Genomic DNA, 21,084 nt, shown 5'->3' with positions numbered 1-21,084 from the left:
CATTTTATCAAATTTTAGAATGATTATCAACTACCAAAACCTTCTTGCTGAAGCCGGCAAGAAGGTTTTTCTAATTATACGTATGATGGACAAAAGGAGTTGCAACCTATGCCCGCTGACCTATCGAAATAAACACGGTCGCGAGTAGGCCTATCGGCAGGTTAATGTAGACACCCAGTGCCACGTCGTATGGTCGACGATCCAGCCGCCGATTTGCGGCCCTAGAACGGAAGATAAACCGAACAAGCCGCCGAATATCCCCTGCCACTTCGCGCGTTCTTTGCCCGTGAAAATATCCCCGATAATGATATGCTTGAGTTGTTGTTCCGAGGCCGATAGTTCGTTGCCGGATTCATTGGGTTCATTGATCGTGTTGACTTGAGCCCGTCCCGTCAAACGAATACTCGGACACCCGCAGTTTCCGTTCGCGCCGAAATTAGTTAAAATAGGAACAGTGCGCTCTCGGAGCAGCTTATGACAACCACGAATCGCATCCGCCATTCTGGTTTACCGAAAGGAATTCAGTTAATGATTATCAAACCTAGAACAAGAGGCTTTATATGCACGACAGCGCACCCTACAGGCTGCGCCGCGCAAGTTCAGGAACAAATCGATTACGTTCAAGGCAAACCCGCCGTTCAAGGCCCGCGCAAGGTGCTCGTCATCGGCGCTTCGGCAGGATTCGGCCTCGCGGCCCGTATCGTCGCGGCATTCGGAGCAGGCGCCAGCACCGTCGGCATCTACCGACAAGGCGAGCGGTCGGCGGGACGCACGGCTTCCGCGGGCTGGTACAATTCGGCGGCATTCGAAGCAGCGGCGAGCAAGGCAGGGTTGCAATCGTTCAGCGTCACCGGCGACGCCTTCACCGACGAGACGAAACACAAAGCGATCGACCTCATCCGCAAGGAGCTTGGACAGGTCGACCTGGTTATTTATAGCGTAGCGACCGCGCGTCGGACGAACCCCGTGACGGGCGAAGTATCGAACTCGGTACTGAAGCCGATCGGCAAGCCGTACACGAATAAGACGGTTAACTTCCATACGGGCGAAGTAACCGACATTACGATCGAGCCCGCGACGGAGCAAGAAATCAGCGAGACGGTCGAGGTTATGGGCGGCGACGATTGGAAGCTGTGGATGGACGCGCTTCGCGAAGGCGGCGTGCTTGCCCCGGATGCAACGACGGTCGCTTATTCCTACATCGGATCGGACATTACGCAAGCGATCTATCGCGAAGGCTCGATCGGCCAAGCGAAGGATCACTTGGAAGCAACCGCGAAGCAGCTGAACGATCAGCTCGCCGCAACCGGAGGCCGCGCGTTCGTAACGGTCGCCAAAGCGCTCGTCACCCAATCGAGCTCGGCGATTCCGGTCGTGCCGCTCTATATATCCGCTTTGTATAAAGTCATGAAAGAAAAAGGCGTGCACGAGGGCTGCATTGAGCAAATGTACCGTCTGTTCGCAGACAGACTCTACGCTGACGGCGCCGTTCCTACGGACGAAAAAGGCCGCATCCGCATCGACGATTGGGAAATGCGCGAGGATGTGCAAGCCGAGGTCTCGAAGATCTGGAACGCGCTGACGACGGACAACATCGAGCAATTGAGCGATCTTGTTGGATATCGCCGCGAGTTTTTCCAACTGTTCGGCTTTGAAACGGACGGCGTGGACTATGAAGCCGACGTCGATCCCCAAGTGGAGGTGCTGCATGTCTATTAAAATGCTGGAAATCTCAAGAGGCGCGCCCGGTACGGCGATTTACCCTACCGTGCTTCACGACGATACGACGTTCGTGCTCGTCGACACGGGCATGCCGGGCTTTCGCGACGCGATCTTGGAACGCGTTCGCGAAGCTGGGCTAGGCGAGCTGCGTTTGACCGACATCGTGCTGACGCACCAAGACGTCGACCACATCGGCGGATTGCCGCAGTTTCTCGGAGCTGCGGAAGCTGCCGGAGACGCTCGCCCTAACGTTTACGCCCACGCGGACGATAAGCCCTATATCGAAGGCGAGCTGCCGCTAATTAAAGTTCCCGAGGAGAGACTGAACATGATCCTCGGGCAATTTCCGGAAGAGCTGGCTCGGCAGTACCGCGCTACCTTTTCCACGGCAACGCCGGACAACGTAAGTCATCTGCTGACGGACGGACAGAAGCTGCCGTTCGGCGGTGGCGTCACCGTTATTCATACTCCTGGCCATACGCCAGGGCATGTCTGTCTGTACCACCATGCGAGCAAGACGTTGATCGCGGTCGACGCGATGATCGTGCATGAAGGACAATTGATGGGCCCGAATCCGAGCTTCACGCCGAACCTCGATCAAGCGCTTCAGTCTTTGAAGAAGCTTACCGCATTCGATATCGCGCAAGTAATCTGCTATCACGGCGGCTTGTACACCGATCGCGTGAACGAACGCATCGCGGAAATCGCCGCCCAAGCTAGCTGATGTCTACGCAGCGCACGACCAACCGGACAACCGCGATCGGGATAACCCTCCTAATCGCGTTGGTGTCCGGTTTGCTGTTCACGTTCATCCATATGCCGATCCCTTGGCTGCTCGGTCCGATGATCGGGGTATGCGCCTTCGCTAGAACCGTACGGTCTATCAAGCTCCATTGGCCTGGCTACGCCCGCAACTCAGGTCTTATCATCGTCGGTTACGCGATCGGCATCGCGTTCACGAAGGACACGCTTACGGAAATTTCGCATCAGTTGCCTACCATGGTGCTCATGACGACGTTGCTGCTATTGCTCTGCGCGCTCATTGCCTACGGCATGTCCAAAGCAACGGGCATCCCCTATCCGACGGCACTGACGGGAAGCATCCCGGGCGGGCTTTCGCAGATGGTTTCGCTCGCCGAAGAGACGAAAGGCATAGACATGACCGTCGTTACGTTCCTGCAAGTGTCGCGGCTCATGATGATCGTCGTCTTCGTCCCGCTCCTTATTTTCAGTCCGTGGCTGGACGCGGCTTCTTCCGATGCGGTTGACACGGCTATTTCGTCGGTTGCTTCTTCGTCCCGGTTGTGGAGCGAGTTGCTCCCCGACATCTTGCCGTATGCCGTTCTCTGCACCGTATTCGCGCTACTGGCCCGCCGGGTGAACTTCCCGACGGCGTTCTTGCTCGCCCCGTTGATCGTGGCAGCCGTGTTGCACCTGTGCGGATTGACGGCACCTTCTCTGCCATCTCCGATCTTAGGCGCGGCGCAAGTGTTGATCGGCTGTTACGTCGGCTTGCTTCTGAAACCGGAGAACTTGCCCAACAAAATCCGGCTCATCACGTTCGCCATCCTTAGCGGGGTAACGTTGATCGGCGGCGCATGCGGACTGAGCTACATGCTGACCCGCTTGCATCCGATGAATCTCTCTACTTCGCTACTCAGTCTTGCGCCGGGCGGGATGGACCAAATGGGCATTATCGCGCACGAGATCAACGCCAACGTCTCTATCGTTTCTTGCTATCAGCTGTTCCGGACTTTCTTCATCTTCCTAGCGGTTCCGCCGTTATTGAAAGTGTTGTTCAAGGTGCTTCAGCGACGAAAAGCGGTAGATTGAAGGTTGCGGGGTTTCGACGCTCCAGCGGTGCCACGCACCGTTAAACTAGCGGTTTACGAGATTTCGACGCTCCAACGGTGCCACACACCGTTAAACTAGCGATTTACGAGTTTTCGACGCTCCAACGGTGCCACACACCGTTAAACTAGCGGTTTACGCGATTTCAGCGCTCCAGCGGTGCCACACACCGTTAAACCAGCGGTTTACGAGATTTCGGCGCTCCAGCGGTGCCACGCACCGTTAAACCAGCGGTTTACGAGTTTTCGACGCTCCAACGGTGCCACACACCGTTAAACTAGCGATTTACGATATTTCCGCGCTCCAGCGGTGCCACGCACCGTTAAACTAGCGGTTTACGAAATTTCGACGCTCCAACGGTGCCACACACCGTTAAACTAGCGGTTTACGCGATTTCAGCGCTCCAGCGGTGCCACGCACCGTTAAACCAGCGGTTTTCGAAATTTCGACGCTCTAACGGTGCCACACACCGTTAATACAAACAAGGTGACGAGGATCATTCATCCTCGCCACCTTGTTCTTTATTACACGATGTCCGTCATCTGACTCCGGCTGTGGCTATCGAGCGCCGTCAGGTCGGGGATCTCGCAACGCCTGCCGTTCATGTCCGTCAAGATGATCCGATTGCCTCCGGGGAACAGCATGTGCTCGTGCAAATTGCGCATCGTGATCCGCGTCGGACCGAGATTCGTCTGCAGATCCCATAGCCACAAGTCTGCCCGGTGCTTCACGCGGTCGACGCGCGTCACCTTCGGCAAGAAGTACCGGAATTGCAGTTCGGCGTCGAGCTCCTTGGCGCTCTCGGCATCCAATTCGTCGATATCGCGCACGATGCCGATTTCGTCGCCCTTCACGTCCCTAATCGAAATGTACTCTCTCGTATAGGTGAAAGGGAACGCCCGGAAAATCATCAGCTCCGTATAAGATTTACTGGAGACGACGCCTTGCAGCACGCCTCCCTGCCCCCGGCTGAAGCTAGCCTTATCCGGATCGATAATCGTAATCTCGTAAGGATCTTTAACCTCGTTGACCGTCTCCATCACTGCTTCGGTTTCCGGCATTAACCTTCAACCCCCTTAATCTTCGACAGCTCTCTTTGCGCCTCTACTAGCTTGTAATAGAAGCCGCCTTCCTTCTCCAGCAGCTCTTCGTGCGTCCCCACCTCGACGATTTTCCCGTGGTCGAGGACGACTAACCGGTCCGCGTTGCGAAGCGTAGACAGCCGGTGGGCGATGGCGAACGTCGTGCGCCCCTTGATCAGCCGCGAGATCGCCTCTTGAATTTGGCGTTCCGTCTCCGTATCGACCGAAGCGGTAGCTTCGTCGAGAATGAGGATGCGCGGATCGTGGATGATCGCCCGCGCGATCGATACCCGCTGCTTCTCCCCGCCCGACAAGCGATGCCCGCGCTCGCCGACCCGCGTGTCGTAGCCGTCCGGCAACTTCACGATAAAGTCGTGCGCGTTCGCTATCTTAGCCGCACGCATAATGTCCAACGGCGTCGCGTCCGGCTTGGAATAAGCGATGTTCTCGGCGATAGTTCCGTCGAACAGGAACGTCTCCTGCAGTACGACGCCGATCTGCTTGCGCAAATCCGATTGGCTGATGCTTCGCAAATCGTGACCGTCGATCAGAATCGTGCCTTCGTCCGCGTCGTAAAACCGGCAGATCATGTTAATGAACGTCGACTTGCCCGCGCCGGAATGGCCGACTAGCCCGATCATCTCTCCCGGCTTCACTTCGAGATTAATATTTTTGAGCACCGGATGGTGTCTTTCGTAGCCGTACGTCACTTGCTTGAAGCTGACTTCGCCCTTGAGCGTGCCGATCCGAACCGGATCGCGAGCATCCGGCACTTCGGAAGGCGTATCCATAATCTCGAATACGCGATCTGCCGCCGATAGCGCGTGGCTAGCCCAGTTAATCATTTGGCTAACCCATTGCAGCGGACCGAACATCATTCCCAAATAAGCGATGAGCGCCATTAGCACGCCTAACTGTAAGTCCCCGCTCAGTACCGCCGAACCGCCGTTATACCAAATAAGCAGCGTGCCGATGGCGGCGATGAGAGAGAAGAACGGGAAGATCCCCTGCCATAGCCCCTCGATGCGAATGTTGTTGCGTACGACGTTATGGTTCGCTTCCTCGTACCGCGACATCTCCGCCGGCTCCTGTCCGAACGCCTTCACGACGCGAATGCCTTGGAGCGAGTCGCCCACGAGCACGTTCAACCGGAAAATCGCGCGCCACTGCTGATACCACCGTCGTCCGATCTTCGGCCAGATAACCATGGAGAACAAGATCATGACCGGCATCGGCAGCAAAGCGAACAGCGTCAGCTTCCAATCCAAACCGAACATAATGATGAAGATCGCGATCATTTTCATCGATTCGCCGGTCACCCAGATGACGCCGTCCGTCATGAACTGCCGCATCGCCTCGGAATCGTTGTTGACCCGTCCGATGAATTGGGACGTCTGTCTGCGATCGAAGAAGGATAACGACAACCTCATAAGAGCGTTATAAATATCTTTACGCAAGTCGCCCATCAGCTTGGAGCCGACCCACACTCCGATCAAGCCGCGAACGGTCTGCATCCCCGACAAGACAAGCGAGGTTGCGCCAAGACCTAACACGACGAGCAAGAGCGAGGTTCCGATCCCCTTCGGCTGCAACACGTCGTCGATCAAGACTTTCGTCAAATACGGAGGGATCAGCTCGACGAGCGTCGTGAGGATCAACAAGACCGCCGCGGCGATCATCTGCTTCTTATAGGGTTTCGCATAGCGCAGCATGCGCCCGATCACTTTGCCGTTATTTTTGCAGGCCGGACAAGTCTGCGTTCCTTCCGTGAGCGGATTGCCGCAGCTCGGGCAATACCTCGGAAGCTCCTTCTCCGATATCGTCGGCCTCTCCTCGGCTTTCGCCATCGCGGTAGCCAGCTTCGCCGCGAAGCCGAACGCGGACGTTAACGCCGCCGTATACCTCGCGATGACTTGCGGCCCCTGCTTCGTATCGGCAATGAGCGAGCCGCCGCCAACGCCGCCTACCGCGCGTACCTCGGTAATGTCCGCTAGGTCAAGTTGCGAACAGCGTGTGCCATTCGGCTGCCATAGCTCTATCGTCTGCTCCGTTATCGCGAGCCATAACGTAGCGAAATGCCCGTCCTGCTGTAAGTCCGTCTTCGTGCTGAATAAGGGCTCTTGCGGCAATTGCCTCCTGATCGATTCCGGAAGGTTGTTCTGGATAGACATGTGTTCCTCCAACTCTCATATAGATGGTTTCCGTCCAAGTATAAAGCCGGAACCTCCTATTTAGAAGGTTCCGGCTTTATCCTTTTTACCTCTCAAAAGCGACTTTATTTGCCCGTAATGCCGGGTCCGACGAACTCGAGCCAGTTGACGTTGAACAGGAAGCCGTCGCCGCCCTTGAAGACGAAGTAGATGTCATGCTGGCCATCCGATGGCTTAGTCTGAAGCGGTGATTCGAGCGTCTCCCACTTCTGCCAATCGCCCGTGCTCTTCACTTGAACGCTGGCCAGCAACGGCCCGTCGACTTTGTCGGCGTGCATCTCGATCGTGCCGCCAGCTCCCGCGGAAGATACGCGGTACTTAAGCGAATCGATGCCGTGCAGGTTCATGCCCTTCCACATGATCCAGTCGCCGTTCTCGATGAACGCGACGCTCTTGCCGGTTCCCGTATCGGACGTGTCTTCTTCCTCCACGCCGTGCAGCTCGTCGGCATGCTCCGCTTGGCGGTCCTCCGAGAACAGCTTCGCGGTCGCCTTGCCCGTAAGCGCCGGCACGCCGTTCGCTCCGTTATCCGTATACGTGGCTTCGAGAATGTAGAACGTATTCTCGATATTCGTATCCGATTTGACCGTCGTGAACGTACCCGAGCAGCCGGTATGGTTCGTATCGGCATGCGCGTGCTGGTCGTGACCCAAGCTTGGCAGCAAGCCGACATTATCGCAATTGATCGAGCTATCTTCGGTATCCGTAGCCGTAATCGTATACGGGATCGTATCGCCCCAAGCGAAGAAGCCGCCGTTATACGGGGTATCGATCGTTACTTTTGGCGAGTTATTGCCGACGACGATCGTCACGTTGGCGTTCGATACGCCTCCTTGATCGTCCTCTACGGTCAGCTTCGCCACGTACTGCCCGTTCTTGTCGTACGTATGAGCAGGGCTCGGTTCGGTCGAATCGATCGTTCCGTCGCTCTCGAAGTCCCATTTGAACGTGAACGCGTTGCCTTCCGGATCCGCCGTTCCTTCCGTGGAGAACTTCACCGCAAGAGGTCCCATTCCGTCCGTCTTATCTTCGGCCATCGCGATGACCGGAGCTTTGTTCACGCCGCCCGTGTATTTGATTTGCACGAGGATCGCGTCGTTGTTGTCGCCCCAGCCCGTGCCGTATTCGAGCATATACATGGTTCCATCCGGGCCGAAGTCGATGTCCACCGGACGCTTGAAGGTCGTGCCCGGCATGAACGGATTGATCTTAAGCAAGTTGCCGTCTTTGTCGAGCCTCACTTCCTTGATCCAGTTGCGGGACCAATCCATGAAGAACAGCGTCCGGTCGAAGTATTGCGGGAACTTATTTTGCGCCTTCAGCTCGGGATCGTACTTATACATCGAGCCGACGACCGCCGTCCGTCCGCCAGGTCCTTCTTCCAGCTCCGGGAACTCCGCACTCTTGCCGTACGGATAGTAGATCAACGCCGGTTGCGCCGGCGGCAAGTTGGAGATGCCGGTATTGTTCGGCGAATTGTTAATGATCGCGGCGCAATTGTTCTTCTTGTTGAACGCGGTCGTCAGGAAGTCATAATCGTTATACGACTTATTGTCCGCGATACAGTACGGCCAGCCGTAGTTGCCCGCGACTTTCGCCTGATTCACCTCGTCGTAGCCTTTCGGTCCCCGCGTTATTCTGTCTTGCCCCGCATCCGGACCGACCTCGCCCCAATAGAGCCAGTTCGTGTACGGATCCGTCGTTATGCGATAAGGATTTCGGTCACCCATGACGAAAATTTCCGGCCTTCCCTGAGAACCGTCCGCCGGGAACAGGTTGCCTTCCGGAATCTCGTACGTTCCGTCGTCCTTCGGCTTGATTCTCAAAATTTTGCCGCGCAAATCCTGCGTATTGCCGGCCGTCCGCTGCGCGTCCCACTTCGCGCGGTCTTTGCGTTCGTCCATAGGACCAAAGCCGTCGGATTCGAACGGGTCGGTATTGTCGCCGAGAGAGAGGAACAAATTGCCCGCCGAGTCGAATTCCAGATCGCCCGCCGAATGACAGCATTCGGTTCGGTCGATCGGCGTCTCGAGCACGATTTTCTCCGTATCGAACGCGATCTTTCCGTCCTTCAGCGTGAACCGGGACAGACGGTTAACGGCCTTGCTGCCCTGAGGAGAATAGTACAAGTAAATGTTCGAGTTTTTCGCGAAATTAGGGTCGAGCTCCAAGCCGAGCAAGCCGTCCTCGTGCTCGAAGTAGACCGGAACTTTGCCGACAAGCGTCGTGGCCGCCGTCGCAGGATCGTAAACCTTCACGTTGCCCGAACGTTCGATGAAGTACACTTTGCCGTCTTGCGCGACTTTGAGCGTCAAAGGCTGCGCCAGTCCCGTCTGCAGCGTCACTTTCTCGAACGAGCCGTCGTAATCGGTCGCCGTGCAGTCGCCCTCGGCCTGCCCCGCCGCCCATTGAATACCGCCAAGCACGTGCTGCATGAAGATAGGGTCGGCGAAGCTTTCGATAGTATGACCGCCCCCGGTATACCAAGCGCGACCTCCGTCATAGGCTTGGCACCACGCCGTCGGGTGATCGAAGCCCATCGTTCCGCCCTTGTAGCTCTTCTCGTCGAGCGTCGCTAAGACGTGAACTTTGCCGCGCGGATCTTCCTTGAAGTTGTACCATTCGTCCGTACGCGTCCAGACGGGCGGCAGCATGCTCGTGGAGGGATGCACCAAGTCGTTCATAATGACGTTCGCGGACTGTGGCTCCGGATGATCCTTGAAGTACGTGCCGATGAGATCTCCGTACCAAGGCCAGCTATATTCGGTGTCCGAAGCCGAATGAATGCCCACGTAACCTTTGCCGGACTCGATATACTTCTCGAAAGCGGCTTGCTGCGCCGCGTCCAGCACATCGCCGGTCGTGCTCAAGAAGATGACCGCCGCATACTGCGCCAGATTAGCTTCGGTAAATACCGATGCGTCTTCCGTAGCGTCGACGGTAAAATGATTGGCATCCGACATCTTCTTGATCGCTTCTATTCCGGCAGGAATAGAGTCGTGCCGAAAGCCCGCCGTCTTGGAAAACACTAGAACCTTATAGATCAAATGACTTGGCGCGTCCGCCGCCGTGGACTTCGATTGCTGCTGTTGCCAGACCAGCGCGCTCGCCGCGAGGATACATACGATAAGAATAAAAATAAGTGTTCGTTTATTATTGCGTAGTCGTCGCAACATGACCTTCTCGCCTCCATGAACTCTGCTCCGTATAACACTCTTATTTAACCGCTTCTGCCGGCGATACGCCATGAGTCATTGTTAAACTTTACACCCGCAGGATTAGCCCCTTAAGAGGAAATAAAAAAACCGGGAGCGCTCCAAAGGAGCGTCCCGGCTATCGGCATTCTATGAGGCTACTTCGTATTACGGTATTCCGTAGGTGTCATGTCGTACTTCTTGCGGAACATCTGAGTAAAGTGGCGAACGTCGTTGTAGCCGATTCGCTCCGCGATGTCCATCAGCTTCAGCTCGGAGCTCGCCAGCAGCGATTTCGCCTGTTCTAGCCGCAGAGAGGTCACGTAGTCTTTGTAGCCTTGCCCCGTCTTTTGCTTGAACAGCAAGCTGAAGTAAGCCGGGTTAAGAAAGACGACGGCAGCCACTTTCTCGAGCGACAAGTCCTCCGCATAGTGGGCTTGAATGTAGTGCAGCGCGATCTCGATCGCCTTGTCTCCGCCGCTATCCATCGTCTCGAACTTGCCCGTTGCCGACGCTTGGCGGAATTGCGCCACGACGCTAGGCACGTCGCGAACTTCCGTTAACCGGTCCGAGTTAATTACCTGGAACGGAATTTTAAGATAATGCTTAAGATGCGCCCTTAAATCCGTCAGCAGCTTGCCGATCTCCTCGGCTTCGGTCAAGGTGACGAGACCAAGCAAGCTTTGCCTGTCGATGGAGATAACGAAGCCGTCTCCCCGCATGTCGATCAACTCGGCCAGTACGTTCTCCACTATAAAATGCTCCAGATGAACGTTGCGGGTCCCCGCATCCAGCGCGACCATGACCAGATAAAAGCTAGGGTGCCTATCCGAGAAAGGCTGCAGATCGACCTTCCCCAGATCCAATCCCGCCGCAAGCCTTTGGAATACCGCCTCGCGCAAATATTTCAACCCGTTGCGCAGCAGCACCCCTTCGCGGGAAGCCTCCTGCTCCTGCGACACTTCCGCTTGCAGCGTCTCCATCAGCTCGCCTAGGCGCTGCTTGCCGATCGGCTTCAGCAAGTAATCCCGCGCGCCGAGCTGCACCGCTTTCTGGGCGTAGCTAAATTCGGAATGGGCCGAGATGACGACCCATTTCACGTTCGGATACTTCCGGCGCGAGACGCGCATAAACTCCAGACCGTTCAGTCCGGGCATAAGAATATCCGTCAGCACGACATCGATCGGCAGTCTCTCGAGCACGTCGGCCGCATCGGCCGCGTCGGTAGCCAGCGATACGTTGAACGACGGGAATTGCGCCAATATCGTCCGTTCGATTCCTTCCCGGATGACGCTCTCGTCGTCGGCGATTAATATATTCATCTATTGTCACTCCTCTCCGGAAGAAGCCATACCCGGATCTGCACGGACGTGCCTTCTCCCGGAGCGCTATCCACGCTTAAGCCATAGTTTTCCCCGAACATATGCTTCAATCTCCGTTGTAAATTCGAAATTCCGATTCCGCCCGCCTCTTCCGCGGACTCTTCTTGACCCGTTTCGAGCGAGCCGCTCTCGGCGGCCGTGCCGTCGTCGCTTTGACCAAGCGAGCGTCTGAGACGGATGAGACGTTCCTCCGACATGCCTACGCCGTTATCCGCGATCGTTATCGTCAGGCTGTCCCCTTCGCGCGTGGCGAATACTTTGAGCTTGCAATCTTGACCTTGCGGCTCGAGTCCGTGCTTAACCGCGTTCTCGATAATCGGCTGCAGGGTCATTTTCGGTACGCGTACCCCTCGCCATTGTTCATCTATGTCGACCTCGACGGTCAGACGCCCATGAAGGCGCAGCTCGATGATCGTTAAGTAATGCCGAATTTGTTCCAGCTCCGCGCCAAGCGTTACTTCGTCTTCCCAATGGCTGCTGTATCGGAACATATGGGATAGCGCCAACACGACCTCGGCCAAGTTATCGTTGCCCTTCTTGTCGAGCAGCCAGTAGATCATGTCGAGCGTGTTATACAGAAAATGCGGATTGACCTGCGATTGCAACGCCTGCAATTCGGCGTTCTTCTCGCTGACGGAAACGATCTTAACCTGTTCTATCAATTCGGCGATCCGCGATACCATTCGGTTGAACGAATCCCCAAGTTGCCCGATCTCGTAATACGATTGGATGGTCAGTACCCGGCTGAAGTTACCCGTCTCTACCTGCTTCATCTCGCGAACGACGCGCTTAATCGGCGACGATATCGTCCGCGCGCCCCACATCGCGATGACGACGGACAAGCAGACGAGCGCCACGAGCACGATAATCATATACCGCTGCATACGCTCCAGCTCGACGTTCAGATCGGATTCGGGCGTTTGGCTTATAATCGTCCAGCCGGCAGTCGGAATGGAAGAGATAATGATCCAGTCGTTGTTGACTTTATATAGCCCGGAGCCTTTGGCCATCAGATCCTTCAGATCGACATCCGGAGGGAACCCGGGTACGTCGGAGTAAGCAAGCACTTCGCCGGATTCCGAGACGATGTTGACTTGGCTATTCAGCCCCAGCTTCAAGTTGTCCATAGCGGACAAAATCAGCTGCGGTCTTGCCTCGAACAATACGATTCCGATCGGCTCGTATTGATTCACGTCGTAAATCAACCGACCGAACGCGAATACCGGCAACCGCTGCGAAGTATCCATGATCGAATGCGGAAAAACGCCGAGCCAGACCATATGGCCCTGCGAATCTTTAAGCTGCTTAAACCATTCCGTGTCTTTGTATGCCGGATCGATGACGTTGGCATAGTCGCCGTAGCTGATCACTTTGTTGTTCGCGTTAGAGATGACGTGAATGCCCATCAAATCTTCCCGAGAATAGTAAATAGCGCCGATCACGTTCATGATCGAGCGCTCGTTGATGAATTCGACCGCAGGTCCGGCGTTTTTCTGCCCTAACAGCCTCGCGACCTCGACGTTGTTACTAATCGACTTCGATAAACTATCGTAGCCCTTCAACAATAAGTCGAAGAGGGCTACGGTTTGCGAGCTATTTTTTTGGGATAAATCCGTTACCTTGCCTCGAAACTCGTTCGTCGAGCGGTTGTAGAACAATCCGCTTACGATGAGCAAGATCGCGGTCATACTGACAAGGAACAAGAGGAACAAGCGAGACTGAATCGTATTGTAATTGCTCCTCCGCAAGACAAACGACTCCTTAACGAAGGATGATTAGCCTTTGACGGCGCCTGCAACCATACCCTTCGTGATTTTCTCGGATAGGATAAAGTATAACAGAATAACCGGTGCCGCGCCCATTACTAGGAAGGCGCCGATATTTCCGTAATTGACTTGGTACTGGCTCACGAAAGAGTATACCCCGAACGGCAACGTCTTCAGATCCGTACTCGAGATGAACGTCGCTGCCAAGATGTATTCGTTCCAGATGTTGATGAACGTCAGAATACATACGGTCATAACCGGCGGAATCGAGATCGGAATAATGATCGAACGGAAAATCCGATATACGCTGGCTCCGTCGATGACCGCCGATTCCTCGATTTCATGCGGGATAGCTTTCATGAAGCCGCTCAGCAGGAATACCGCGATCGGCGTCGAGAACGCGATGTACGGAAGAATGAGCGCCCATCTCGTGTCGAGAAGATGCATGTTTTTGAACACGACCATAAGCGGCAGCAACGTTGCCTGCAGCGGAATCATGAGCCCGATCAAAAAGATGAGCATGACAAGGTTGCCGTACTTGAAGCGGAATCGCGTGATAGCGAAAGCAACCATCGAGCTGAACAGGATAACGCAAAGCATCGTCGTAACGGTAACCAAAATGCTATTCGTCAAATATTGAATGTAATGACCGGACTTATACGCCTGGCTGTAGTTTTCCCAGATCGGATGCTTCGGCAAGGCGAAGAAGTCGCCGCTTAGAATCTCTTCGTTCGTCTTCAAGGAATACGTGAGCAACCAGAAAAGCGGGTAAAGCTGGGTGACGCAGAGTACCGCGATCAGGAGATACACGGCCCATTTTTTGAAGTTAACCATTGGAAGTATCTCCTTTCTAGGTAAATCTGCGCTCTAACCGATTCAACAATGTGTTGATTACGACGGTAAAGAAGAGACACAGTACGACGAGGAACGAAGCGATCGCGCTTCCGTAACCGTATTGTTGGGACAAGAACGTGCTGTTGTACATATGGGTCGAGATAACGTCGGTCGCATGCGCAGGTCCGCCGGCGGTCATAACCATGACCATGTCGAACGCTTGCAAGGAACCGATAAACGCCAAGACGATCGATATTTTAAAGATCGGCACGATCAATGGCAACGTAATGTAGCGGTCCGCTTTGACCCCATCCGCTCCGTCGATTTTAGCCGCTTCATAAATTTCGGAAGGAATGTTTTGAACGCCGGTGAACTGAATCAGCAAGTGATAACCGAAATATTGCCACAACGATACGATGTAAATGCTGTACATGGCGATCTTCGGTTCAGTTAACCAGCCGTGCTTCCAGCTATCGAGTCCCAGCGTGTGGAGTACGTTATTCAACATACCGCCCATCGATTCGGGATCGTAGATCGTTTTCCAAAGCTGACCGATAATAACTACGGAAAGAATAACCGGCGTAAAATAGATGGATACGAACTTGTTCGGCTTGCGCACGTAACGGTTAAGCAGGATTGCCATAAGTAAGCAAAGCGGAATTTCAAGCATGGAAAATACGGAATACATTAACGTATGTTTGACCGATGGCCAGAAAACGGGATCATCGAACAGCAGTTTGTGCCAGTTATCGAATCCGACGTGTTTAGCCGTGTTGATTCCGTCCCAATCCAGCGTGCCCGTATAGAACGACACTCCGATCGGGATGAATACGATACACACGTACAGTAACAGCGCCGGCAAGATGAATACAGCGATAGTTCGCGCCGGAACCTTCAGGACGTTCAAGACTGTCGCCTCCTTGTTGGAAACTCGAATGGCGAAGGGGCTGCATCGCGGCGGCCCCTTCGCGTTCATTCTGAGCTAATTATCGTGGTTTGTAAATATTATCTTATTTGTTAGCGTCGTATGCAGCTTGGTGTTCTTTAGCAACTGCAGTCGAGTCAACGGATTGTACGAACAGGTTTTGCAGGCTGTTCAAGTGAACTTGAGCGATAGCTGGTTTCATCGTGTTATCGAACGCCAGGTCGCCGCCGCTTACTTTAGAGAACAGATCCATTACGGAGATCGCAAGGTCGGAGTATCCGGCTGCTTTCAGGTCGCCGTCGACTTTTTGCGGAAGACCTACAGCGTTCTTGTTGTCGAACTGCATTTTAGGGAAGTTCGTCGTGTAGAAGTGCAGGAAGTCTTTCGCTACGTCAAGGTGCTTGCTGTTCGCGGACAACGCGTATGCAGTACCTGGAGCGAGCATGAATTGGTTGATGTCGCCTTTGCCGTTAACAGTAGGGAATTGGAATGCCGCTACGCTCTTACCAACGGAGGAAGCATCGATTGCGCCAGTTTCCCAAGTACCGATTACGTACATTGCAGCTTTACCCGTTTTGAACAAGTTCGTACCTGCGTTGTAGTCGATCGAAGTTGCGCCTTCTGGGAACGCGCCGGCTTTAACGAGTTTTTGGAACGCGTCAACCGCTTCTACGAACGCTGGATCTTCGAACGTTTTCTTGCCGGCAAGTACGTCAGCCAGGAAGCCTGGGCCTCCGTTCGTGCGAAGCAAGATGTTCATGAACAAGAACGAACCCGTCCAAGTATCTTTTTCGCCGATAGCGATTGGCGTGATGCCTTTAGCTTTCAATGCAGCAACGTCAGCGAGAAGCTCGTCGAACGTAGCTGGAGGATTAGCGATGCCCGCTTGAGCGAACAGGTCTTTGTTGTAGTACACGACTTCGATGTTGTTACCGTCTGGAAGCGCGTATACTTTGCCGTCGAAGCTGTAGCTATCGAGCAAGCCGCCTTGGTAAGTATCTTTCAGGCCGTCTTTTTCGATTACATCGTTCAAAGGAGCGAACAGGCCTGCGTCAACGAATGGTTTCATTTGCGCAGATGGGTTAACCATCGTGATGTCAGGAATCGTTTTAGCAGCAGCTTGCGTTTTCAGCTTTTGCTTTTGTTGGTCCGTGTTCAACGTGTCGAGCTCGATCGTGACGTTCGGGTGAGCGTCTTCGTATTGCTTAACGAGCGCGTGCATCGTTTTTGCAGTTGGAGTAGTTTCGTCTGGGTAGATGTTTTGGAACGTGATCGTGACTTTCTCGCCGTTGTTGACTTGGCTTGCAGCCGGGCTAGATGCTGCTGGAGTCGTTGCGGATGGAGAAGCAGCGTTGTTTGCGTTGTTCTCGTTGTTGTTGTTGTTGGATCCACATGCCGCCAAGCTAAGCGTCAGTACGCCTGCCGCAGCGACAGTGCTCATCACTTTCAACTTGTTTGCCATTGTCTAATATCCCCCTTGCGTGAATGTAACCCTATTATCATGCATGTCTAGGACGCGTAACAATGCGCTAACTTTATGAGTTAAGGTTTACTTTTTTTAGGTCAAAGCGTTGCGAGTATTGGGGAAAACCCACCTAAAGGTAATAAAAACACACCCTCCTTTCGCGGAGGGCGGCAGTCATAGGGCCTATTAAATCAGCCTCCCGTCGGGTGCAGCGCGAGGAAAGGCCTCCCAAGCTGTGGTACACTTGAGCTAACGATTACCTAAGAAGGGGATTTAGTGGATGAAGCTTGTCTCATGGAATGTTAACGGGTTAAGGTCTTGCGTGAATAAGGGGTTCGTCGATTACGTGCATCGGTCGGAAGCGGATATCGTCTGCGTGCAGGAGACGAAGCTGCAAGAGGGTCAGATCGAGCTTGCGCTCGGCGAGAAATTTCAAACTTATTGGAATTACGCAGTGAAAAAAGGATACTCCGGCACGGCTGTCTTCACGAAGCACGAACCGCTGTCGGTGCGATATGGGATCGAGGACAACGAGGAGCCCGAAGGGCGGATCTTGACGTTGGAGTTCGAAGCTTACTATCTCGTAACGGTGTATACGCCGAATGCCAAACGGGATTTGTCGAGGCTGGACTATAGAGTCGAGTGGGAGGATCGGTTCCGGGGCTACTTGAAGGCGCTGGACGAAGTGAAGCCCGTCGTCGTCTGCGGGGACTTGAACGTCGCCCGCGAGGACATCGACATTAAGAACGCGAAGGGGAACCGCGGCAACTCCGGCTTTACGGAAGAGGAGCGCGGCAAAATGAACGAGTTGCTCGGCGCGGGCTTCGTCGATACGTTCCGCCACCTCTATCCCGATCGGGCCGACGCGTTCACGTGGTGGTCGAACATGCCGGGCGTTCGCGAAAGAAACGTCGGGTGGCGGATCGATTATTTTCTCGTATCGGAGAAGCTTGCGCCGGCGATCGTCGATGCGGGCATCGACGCGCACGTGCTTGGCAGCGATCACTGTCCGGTCAGCTTGACGTTGGCGCTCGATTGATCGGCAAGCTGCTCGGGTTTAGCCGGCGGGCGCCAGCCGCCCTGCAATTCTCGGATCGAATAGCCGAAATCCATCTGCAAATGCGGATAGTCAGGGAAGCTCTTCCAGTCGCCGCCCCAGGAGAAGCCTAGCCGCTTCGCGATCGCTACGACTTCCATCCAGTCCGCGCGGCCGTTGCCGTTGCCGTCGTAGTTCAAATCCCAAATCGCTTTGCCTTCGGGCGTAAGCAAGGCAAAATCGATCGCGAGCCCGTAGTTATGGTACGACTCGCCGCCTTTGGCGTTCGTCACGATGGCTCCGCCGTCGCTGCGTCCTTGGCGGTATAGGGCGTCTTGCGCTGTGACGCTGCGATAATCATCGGTAATGAGCACGTCGATTCCTTTGTCCAAGCTTAGCGCTACGAGCTTATCCGCGTTGTCCGCGACGATCGGATTAAGCTGCGTCACCTCGGGAACGTCGCGGAACCATTCGATCGGAATCCAACGGTTCGCAAATCCCGTCTGAATGAGGATATATCCGGCGGCGACGGTTAGAACCGCTCGCGTGAGCCATTTGATATGTCTATTCGCGCTAGATCTCGTTCGTTTAGCCGGTGCAGGCAACGTCGATGGGTTCATGGCACGTGTCTGAGTCTCGGGCATAGTCTGTCCTCTCTATTAAAGGTTCTTAAAAGCTATAACTCTATCACTAGCATAACCACTCTAACGATAATTATAAGGCCGGGTTGTTCTCCTGCAAGAGGAGTTCGCCCGGCCTTATGTTGCCAATTACGATTTTTGCCCCGTGTAAATCTGAATCGCATCCCTCAAAAATTCCGCCGTTCCCGGCTGTTCCTTGTCGTAGTATGCCGTGAACCGCTCGTCGTCGACGTACATCTGCGCGAGTCCCGCATGCGCTTCCGGGCTGTACGAAGGCCAATAATACAGGAGCCAACGCTTGTGCAGCTCGGCGGCTTGCTGCGCCAATTCGCCTGCCGGGTCGCCCGTGCGATACGCATCGGCCAAAGTCGTCGCAAGCTCTTCGCCCAGCTTGGTAACCTCGGCATATTGCGCTTCCGTCATGTTATGGAGCTTGGCATTCGACTTAGCCACGACGTCATCGCCGTATTTCTCGCGAATTTCTTTGCCGTACTTCCGTTCGTTCTCGTCGATCAAACTTTGCTTGAAGCCTTCGAACTTTTCTTGGTCGCTCATCGTTAATCTCCCTTCCGTTAACGCGATCGTCTTCTCCACGTTCGCAATGAGCAGATCCAGCTGGCTTCTTCTCTCGAGAAGCTGCTCGCGATGCTCCTTCAGGGCGGCGGCTCCGTCGAACGCCGGATGGGTCACGATGTCCTTGATCGTATCCAGCGGAACGCCAAGCTCGCGGTAAAACATAATTTGCTGCAGCCGCTCGACTTCCTTCGCGCCGTAAATGCGGTAACCCGACGAGTTCGTCCTGGCCGGCTTCAGTATGCCGATTCCGTCGTAATAGCGCAGCGTGCGCGCGCTGATTCCCGCCAGCTTCGATAGCTTCTGTACCGTATACTCCATGCCGTCACCCCCTAAGCCAACGGTACACCTTGACGTAACGTCAATGTCAAACGGTTATTTTCGAATATCGTCATTAAACGAGCGGATCTTTAATTAGTAGTCCATTATAGCCTTGCACGCCTTCCATCTTCTCCGTCTCCAGCGTTCCGAAATCATGGAACTTCCACACGCCGTCCTCCTGCTTGAGCTCGACCTCGAGATGCGCGGCGAGGCCGATCGCGTACCACAAGTTTAACGTGAATGTGAACCGGATCGTATCGGGAGACACGAACTCCGCATGGATCGGCGCCCAAGCGAAAGCCCGCGACGGATTGCCGTCCGCCGCGCTCTTGGCGAAGTCGCCTTGCAATCGCTTGAAGCCGGGATTGCCCAACGCTTGATCCGAGAAAAGAGCTTTCAGTTCCTTGTCATCTACATGAATATCAGAATGACTTCCTTCCGTTAAGCCTAAAGCTTGTTCCAGCAAACCCGTATAACGGTTCGTTATGCTCGCCAATCGGTCATATTCGCCACGGCGATCCGTTACACGCCTCCATCCAATCTTTTCCTAAAATAGTTAGACGAGACGAAGCCCACAATAGTTGTTGTTCGATTGCAATAATTTATCCCCAATTTCGCACTATATATTCCTTGACAGGAATATTGTCGAATGGGTAAATTAAAGACATGAACACAGCGACCTTAAGCGCTCTAGCAGAGCCCAACCGATTACACATCGTCGAATTGCTGCGCACCGGCCCTCGTCCCGTCGGCGAGATTGCCGATGAACTTCGTCTGCAACAACCGCAAGTATCAAAGCATCTTCGCGTGTTAAGCGAAGCCGGAATCGTTGAAGTACGACCGATCGCCCAACGGCGCATCTACCAGCTTCGCCCGCAACCTTTTCGGGAGTTGGACACATGGATCGAATCGTTCCGCCGATTGTGGGAAGAGCGCTTCGACCGACTGGACGACTATTTGCAAATGCTGCAGGCAACGCCGCCTACCGACGGAAGCAACGAATAACTCAGCCAATGAACGCGGATCAACCACATCTTATTGAGGGAGGACCGCAAAGCTTCACACCATTCAACGCATACAACACGATAAACAAGACCACCGAGCGTCTATTCCCGCTTCGGTGGTCTTGTCGTTCATATTTGGATTAGGCAGTCGCTTCGCCTTCGCCCAGCAGCGTCACGAAACCTTTGAACGCCGCCGATTGCCATTTTCGCTTCGCATAGATTAATTGGGTATAAAACCTGCACTCGGGATGAACGAACGGAGTCGCGCTTACGAGACCTTGGCGAACGGCTTCGGCAACCGCGATGCGAGGCAGCAGCGCAACGCCGAGACCGTAAATTACGCACTGCTTGATCGCTTCCAGATTGCCGAACTCATAAGCGAGCTGGTAACCGACTTGCCCGCTCCGCAACAGCTTCAGCAGCATCGCCCTGTAGGTACATCCGTCCTCCGTCAAAATGAGCGATTCGTTCTCCAGGTCTTCCAGACGAACTTCGCTCAGTCCGCCGAACCGATGATCCGGATGCGCGATGATGACGAGTTGCTCTTCCCTAAGTACGACCGTATGTAGCTCCGGATCGGAAAACGGAGGATCGAGGATGATGCCCACGTCCAGCGAGCCTTCCTTAACCTCTTCGATAATATAAGGCTCGTTGCCCGGTTGCAGCGTCACGTTAATGTCCGGAAATTGCTTGCGGTATGCTTGCAAGTACGGAGGCAAGTAGAACGCCGCCATCGTCTCGATCGTACCGACGGACAACGTCCCCTTCGACTGCTTCGATACGACTTCCTTAGACTCTTCGTGCAGCCTGGCGATTTCGTCCGCATACTGCAGCAGCGTCTCCCCGGCCAGCGTCAGCTTCATTCCTCTGCCGTAACGCTCCAGCAATACCGCGCCGTAAGCCGCCTCCAGCTTCTGAATCTGCGTCGTCACGCTCGACTGCGCATAGCCGAGCGTCTCGGCTGCCCGAGTGTAGCTCCCGGACTTCGCTACTTCCCGGAATGTTTTTAAATACGTGAGTTCCATCTAGTCGCTTCCTCCTACTCCGCCCTCCGTTATCTGGCTTTAATGATAACCCA

Annotated in this window: 17 protein-coding genes and 1 pseudogene; 5 read left to right on the top strand and 13 right to left on the bottom strand. The window is 54.5% G+C overall.

Annotated features, from left to right (window positions below):
- Positions 1 to 118: 118 nt before the first annotated feature.
- Positions 119 to 309 (bottom strand): annotated as a pseudogene (locus tag ACFPQ4_RS06155) (MFS transporter); the annotation flags it as partial.
- 219 nt (positions 310 to 528) lie between these two features.
- On the opposite strand from ACFPQ4_RS06155, the gene fabV reads away from it, so the two are divergent.
- The 3 genes from fabV to ACFPQ4_RS06140 are packed head-to-tail and all read left to right on the top strand — an operon-like array spanning position 529 to position 3,555.
- Positions 529 to 1,719 carry an enoyl-ACP reductase FabV gene (fabV, locus tag ACFPQ4_RS06150; protein ID WP_378110906.1) on the top strand — a complete coding sequence of 397 codons (1,191 nt, stop codon included), beginning with the start codon at positions 529 to 531 and terminating at the stop codon, positions 1,717 to 1,719.
- A complete protein-coding gene (locus tag ACFPQ4_RS06145) occupies positions 1,709 to 2,446 on the top strand; it encodes an MBL fold metallo-hydrolase (protein WP_378110905.1) in 738 nt (245 codons plus the stop codon). The genes fabV and ACFPQ4_RS06145 overlap by 11 nt, the downstream gene beginning before the upstream one ends.
- Positions 2,446 to 3,555: an AbrB family transcriptional regulator gene (locus tag ACFPQ4_RS06140; protein ID WP_378110904.1), complete on the top strand. Its 1,110-nt coding sequence runs from the start codon at positions 2,446 to 2,448 to the stop codon at positions 3,553 to 3,555. The genes ACFPQ4_RS06145 and ACFPQ4_RS06140 overlap by 1 nt, the downstream gene beginning before the upstream one ends.
- A 542-nt stretch (positions 3,556 to 4,097) precedes the next feature.
- Here the strand turns inward: ACFPQ4_RS06140 and ACFPQ4_RS06135 are convergent.
- The 8 genes from ACFPQ4_RS06135 to ACFPQ4_RS06100 all read right to left on the bottom strand — a co-directional run bounded on the left by ACFPQ4_RS06135 (position 4,098) and on the right by ACFPQ4_RS06100 (position 16,428).
- Positions 4,098 to 4,634, bottom strand: coding sequence for a DUF1854 domain-containing protein (locus tag ACFPQ4_RS06135; RefSeq protein WP_378110903.1), 537 nt, complete (start codon positions 4,632 to 4,634; stop codon positions 4,098 to 4,100).
- Positions 4,634 to 6,826, bottom strand: coding sequence for an ABC transporter transmembrane domain-containing protein (locus ACFPQ4_RS06130; RefSeq protein WP_378110902.1), 2,193 nt, complete (start codon positions 6,824 to 6,826; stop codon positions 4,634 to 4,636). Before ACFPQ4_RS06130 ends, ACFPQ4_RS06135 begins: the two co-directional genes overlap by 1 nt.
- 104 nt (positions 6,827 to 6,930) lie before the next feature.
- Complete coding sequence (locus ACFPQ4_RS06125) at positions 6,931 to 10,041, bottom strand: ThuA domain-containing protein (protein ID WP_378110901.1); 3,111 nt, start codon at positions 10,039 to 10,041, stop codon at positions 6,931 to 6,933.
- A gap of 176 nt (positions 10,042 to 10,217) precedes the next feature.
- Positions 10,218 to 11,381: a response regulator gene (locus ACFPQ4_RS06120; RefSeq protein ID WP_378110900.1), complete on the bottom strand. Its 1,164-nt coding sequence runs from the start codon at positions 11,379 to 11,381 to the stop codon at positions 10,218 to 10,220.
- A complete protein-coding gene (locus tag ACFPQ4_RS06115) occupies positions 11,378 to 13,189 on the bottom strand; it encodes a sensor histidine kinase (RefSeq protein WP_378110899.1) in 1,812 nt (603 codons plus the stop codon). Before ACFPQ4_RS06115 ends, ACFPQ4_RS06120 begins: the two co-directional genes overlap by 4 nt.
- A 27-nt stretch (positions 13,190 to 13,216) precedes the next feature.
- Positions 13,217 to 14,041, bottom strand: a complete 825-nt coding sequence (locus ACFPQ4_RS06110) for a carbohydrate ABC transporter permease (RefSeq protein ID WP_378110898.1) — start codon at positions 14,039 to 14,041, stop codon at positions 13,217 to 13,219.
- 16 nt (positions 14,042 to 14,057) lie between these two features.
- On the bottom strand, positions 14,058 to 14,948 hold the full coding sequence (locus tag ACFPQ4_RS06105; RefSeq protein WP_378110897.1) for a carbohydrate ABC transporter permease: 891 nt from the start codon (positions 14,946 to 14,948) through the stop codon (positions 14,058 to 14,060).
- Positions 14,949 to 15,051: 103 nt separating this feature from the next.
- The gene (locus tag ACFPQ4_RS06100) at positions 15,052 to 16,428 is read right to left on the bottom strand and encodes an extracellular solute-binding protein (RefSeq protein ID WP_378110896.1); all 1,377 of its coding nucleotides are present in this window, start codon (positions 16,426 to 16,428) and stop codon (positions 15,052 to 15,054) included.
- 283 nt (positions 16,429 to 16,711) lie between these two features.
- On the opposite strand from ACFPQ4_RS06100, the gene ACFPQ4_RS06095 reads away from it, so the two are divergent.
- Positions 16,712 to 17,470 carry an exodeoxyribonuclease III gene (locus tag ACFPQ4_RS06095; protein WP_378110895.1) on the top strand — a complete coding sequence of 253 codons (759 nt, stop codon included), beginning with the start codon at positions 16,712 to 16,714 and terminating at the stop codon, positions 17,468 to 17,470.
- On the opposite strand, the gene ACFPQ4_RS06090 is transcribed toward ACFPQ4_RS06095, so the two are convergent.
- The 3 genes from ACFPQ4_RS06090 to ACFPQ4_RS06080 all read right to left on the bottom strand — a co-directional run bounded on the left by ACFPQ4_RS06090 (position 17,434) and on the right by ACFPQ4_RS06080 (position 19,498).
- Positions 17,434 to 18,111, bottom strand: coding sequence for a M15 family metallopeptidase (locus ACFPQ4_RS06090; protein ID WP_378110894.1), 678 nt, complete (start codon positions 18,109 to 18,111; stop codon positions 17,434 to 17,436). The genes ACFPQ4_RS06095 and ACFPQ4_RS06090 overlap by 37 nt on opposite strands.
- Positions 18,112 to 18,237: 126 nt before the next feature.
- Entirely contained in the window at positions 18,238 to 19,002 is a 765-nt protein-coding gene (locus ACFPQ4_RS06085; protein WP_378110893.1) for a MerR family transcriptional regulator, read from the bottom strand.
- Between the two features lie 73 nt (positions 19,003 to 19,075).
- A complete protein-coding gene (locus ACFPQ4_RS06080; RefSeq protein ID WP_378110892.1) occupies positions 19,076 to 19,498 on the bottom strand; it encodes a hypothetical protein in 423 nt (140 codons plus the stop codon).
- A 170-nt stretch (positions 19,499 to 19,668) separates the two neighbouring features.
- Here ACFPQ4_RS06080 and ACFPQ4_RS06075 point away from each other — a divergent pair, with 170 nt between their 5' ends.
- Positions 19,669 to 20,007, top strand: a complete 339-nt coding sequence (locus ACFPQ4_RS06075) for an ArsR/SmtB family transcription factor (protein WP_378110891.1) — start codon at positions 19,669 to 19,671, stop codon at positions 20,005 to 20,007.
- Positions 20,008 to 20,146: 139 nt separating this feature from the next.
- On the opposite strand, the gene ACFPQ4_RS06070 is transcribed toward ACFPQ4_RS06075, so the two are convergent.
- On the bottom strand, positions 20,147 to 21,031 hold the full coding sequence (locus tag ACFPQ4_RS06070) for a LysR family transcriptional regulator (RefSeq protein WP_378110890.1): 885 nt from the start codon (positions 21,029 to 21,031) through the stop codon (positions 20,147 to 20,149).
- Positions 21,032 to 21,084 lie beyond the last annotated feature (53 nt).

Source organism: Cohnella yongneupensis, from assembly GCF_042655785.1.
GTDB lineage: Bacteria > Bacillota > Bacilli > Paenibacillales > Paenibacillaceae > Cohnella > Cohnella yongneupensis.
This window is presented reverse-complemented; position numbering and strand designations above follow the sequence as displayed.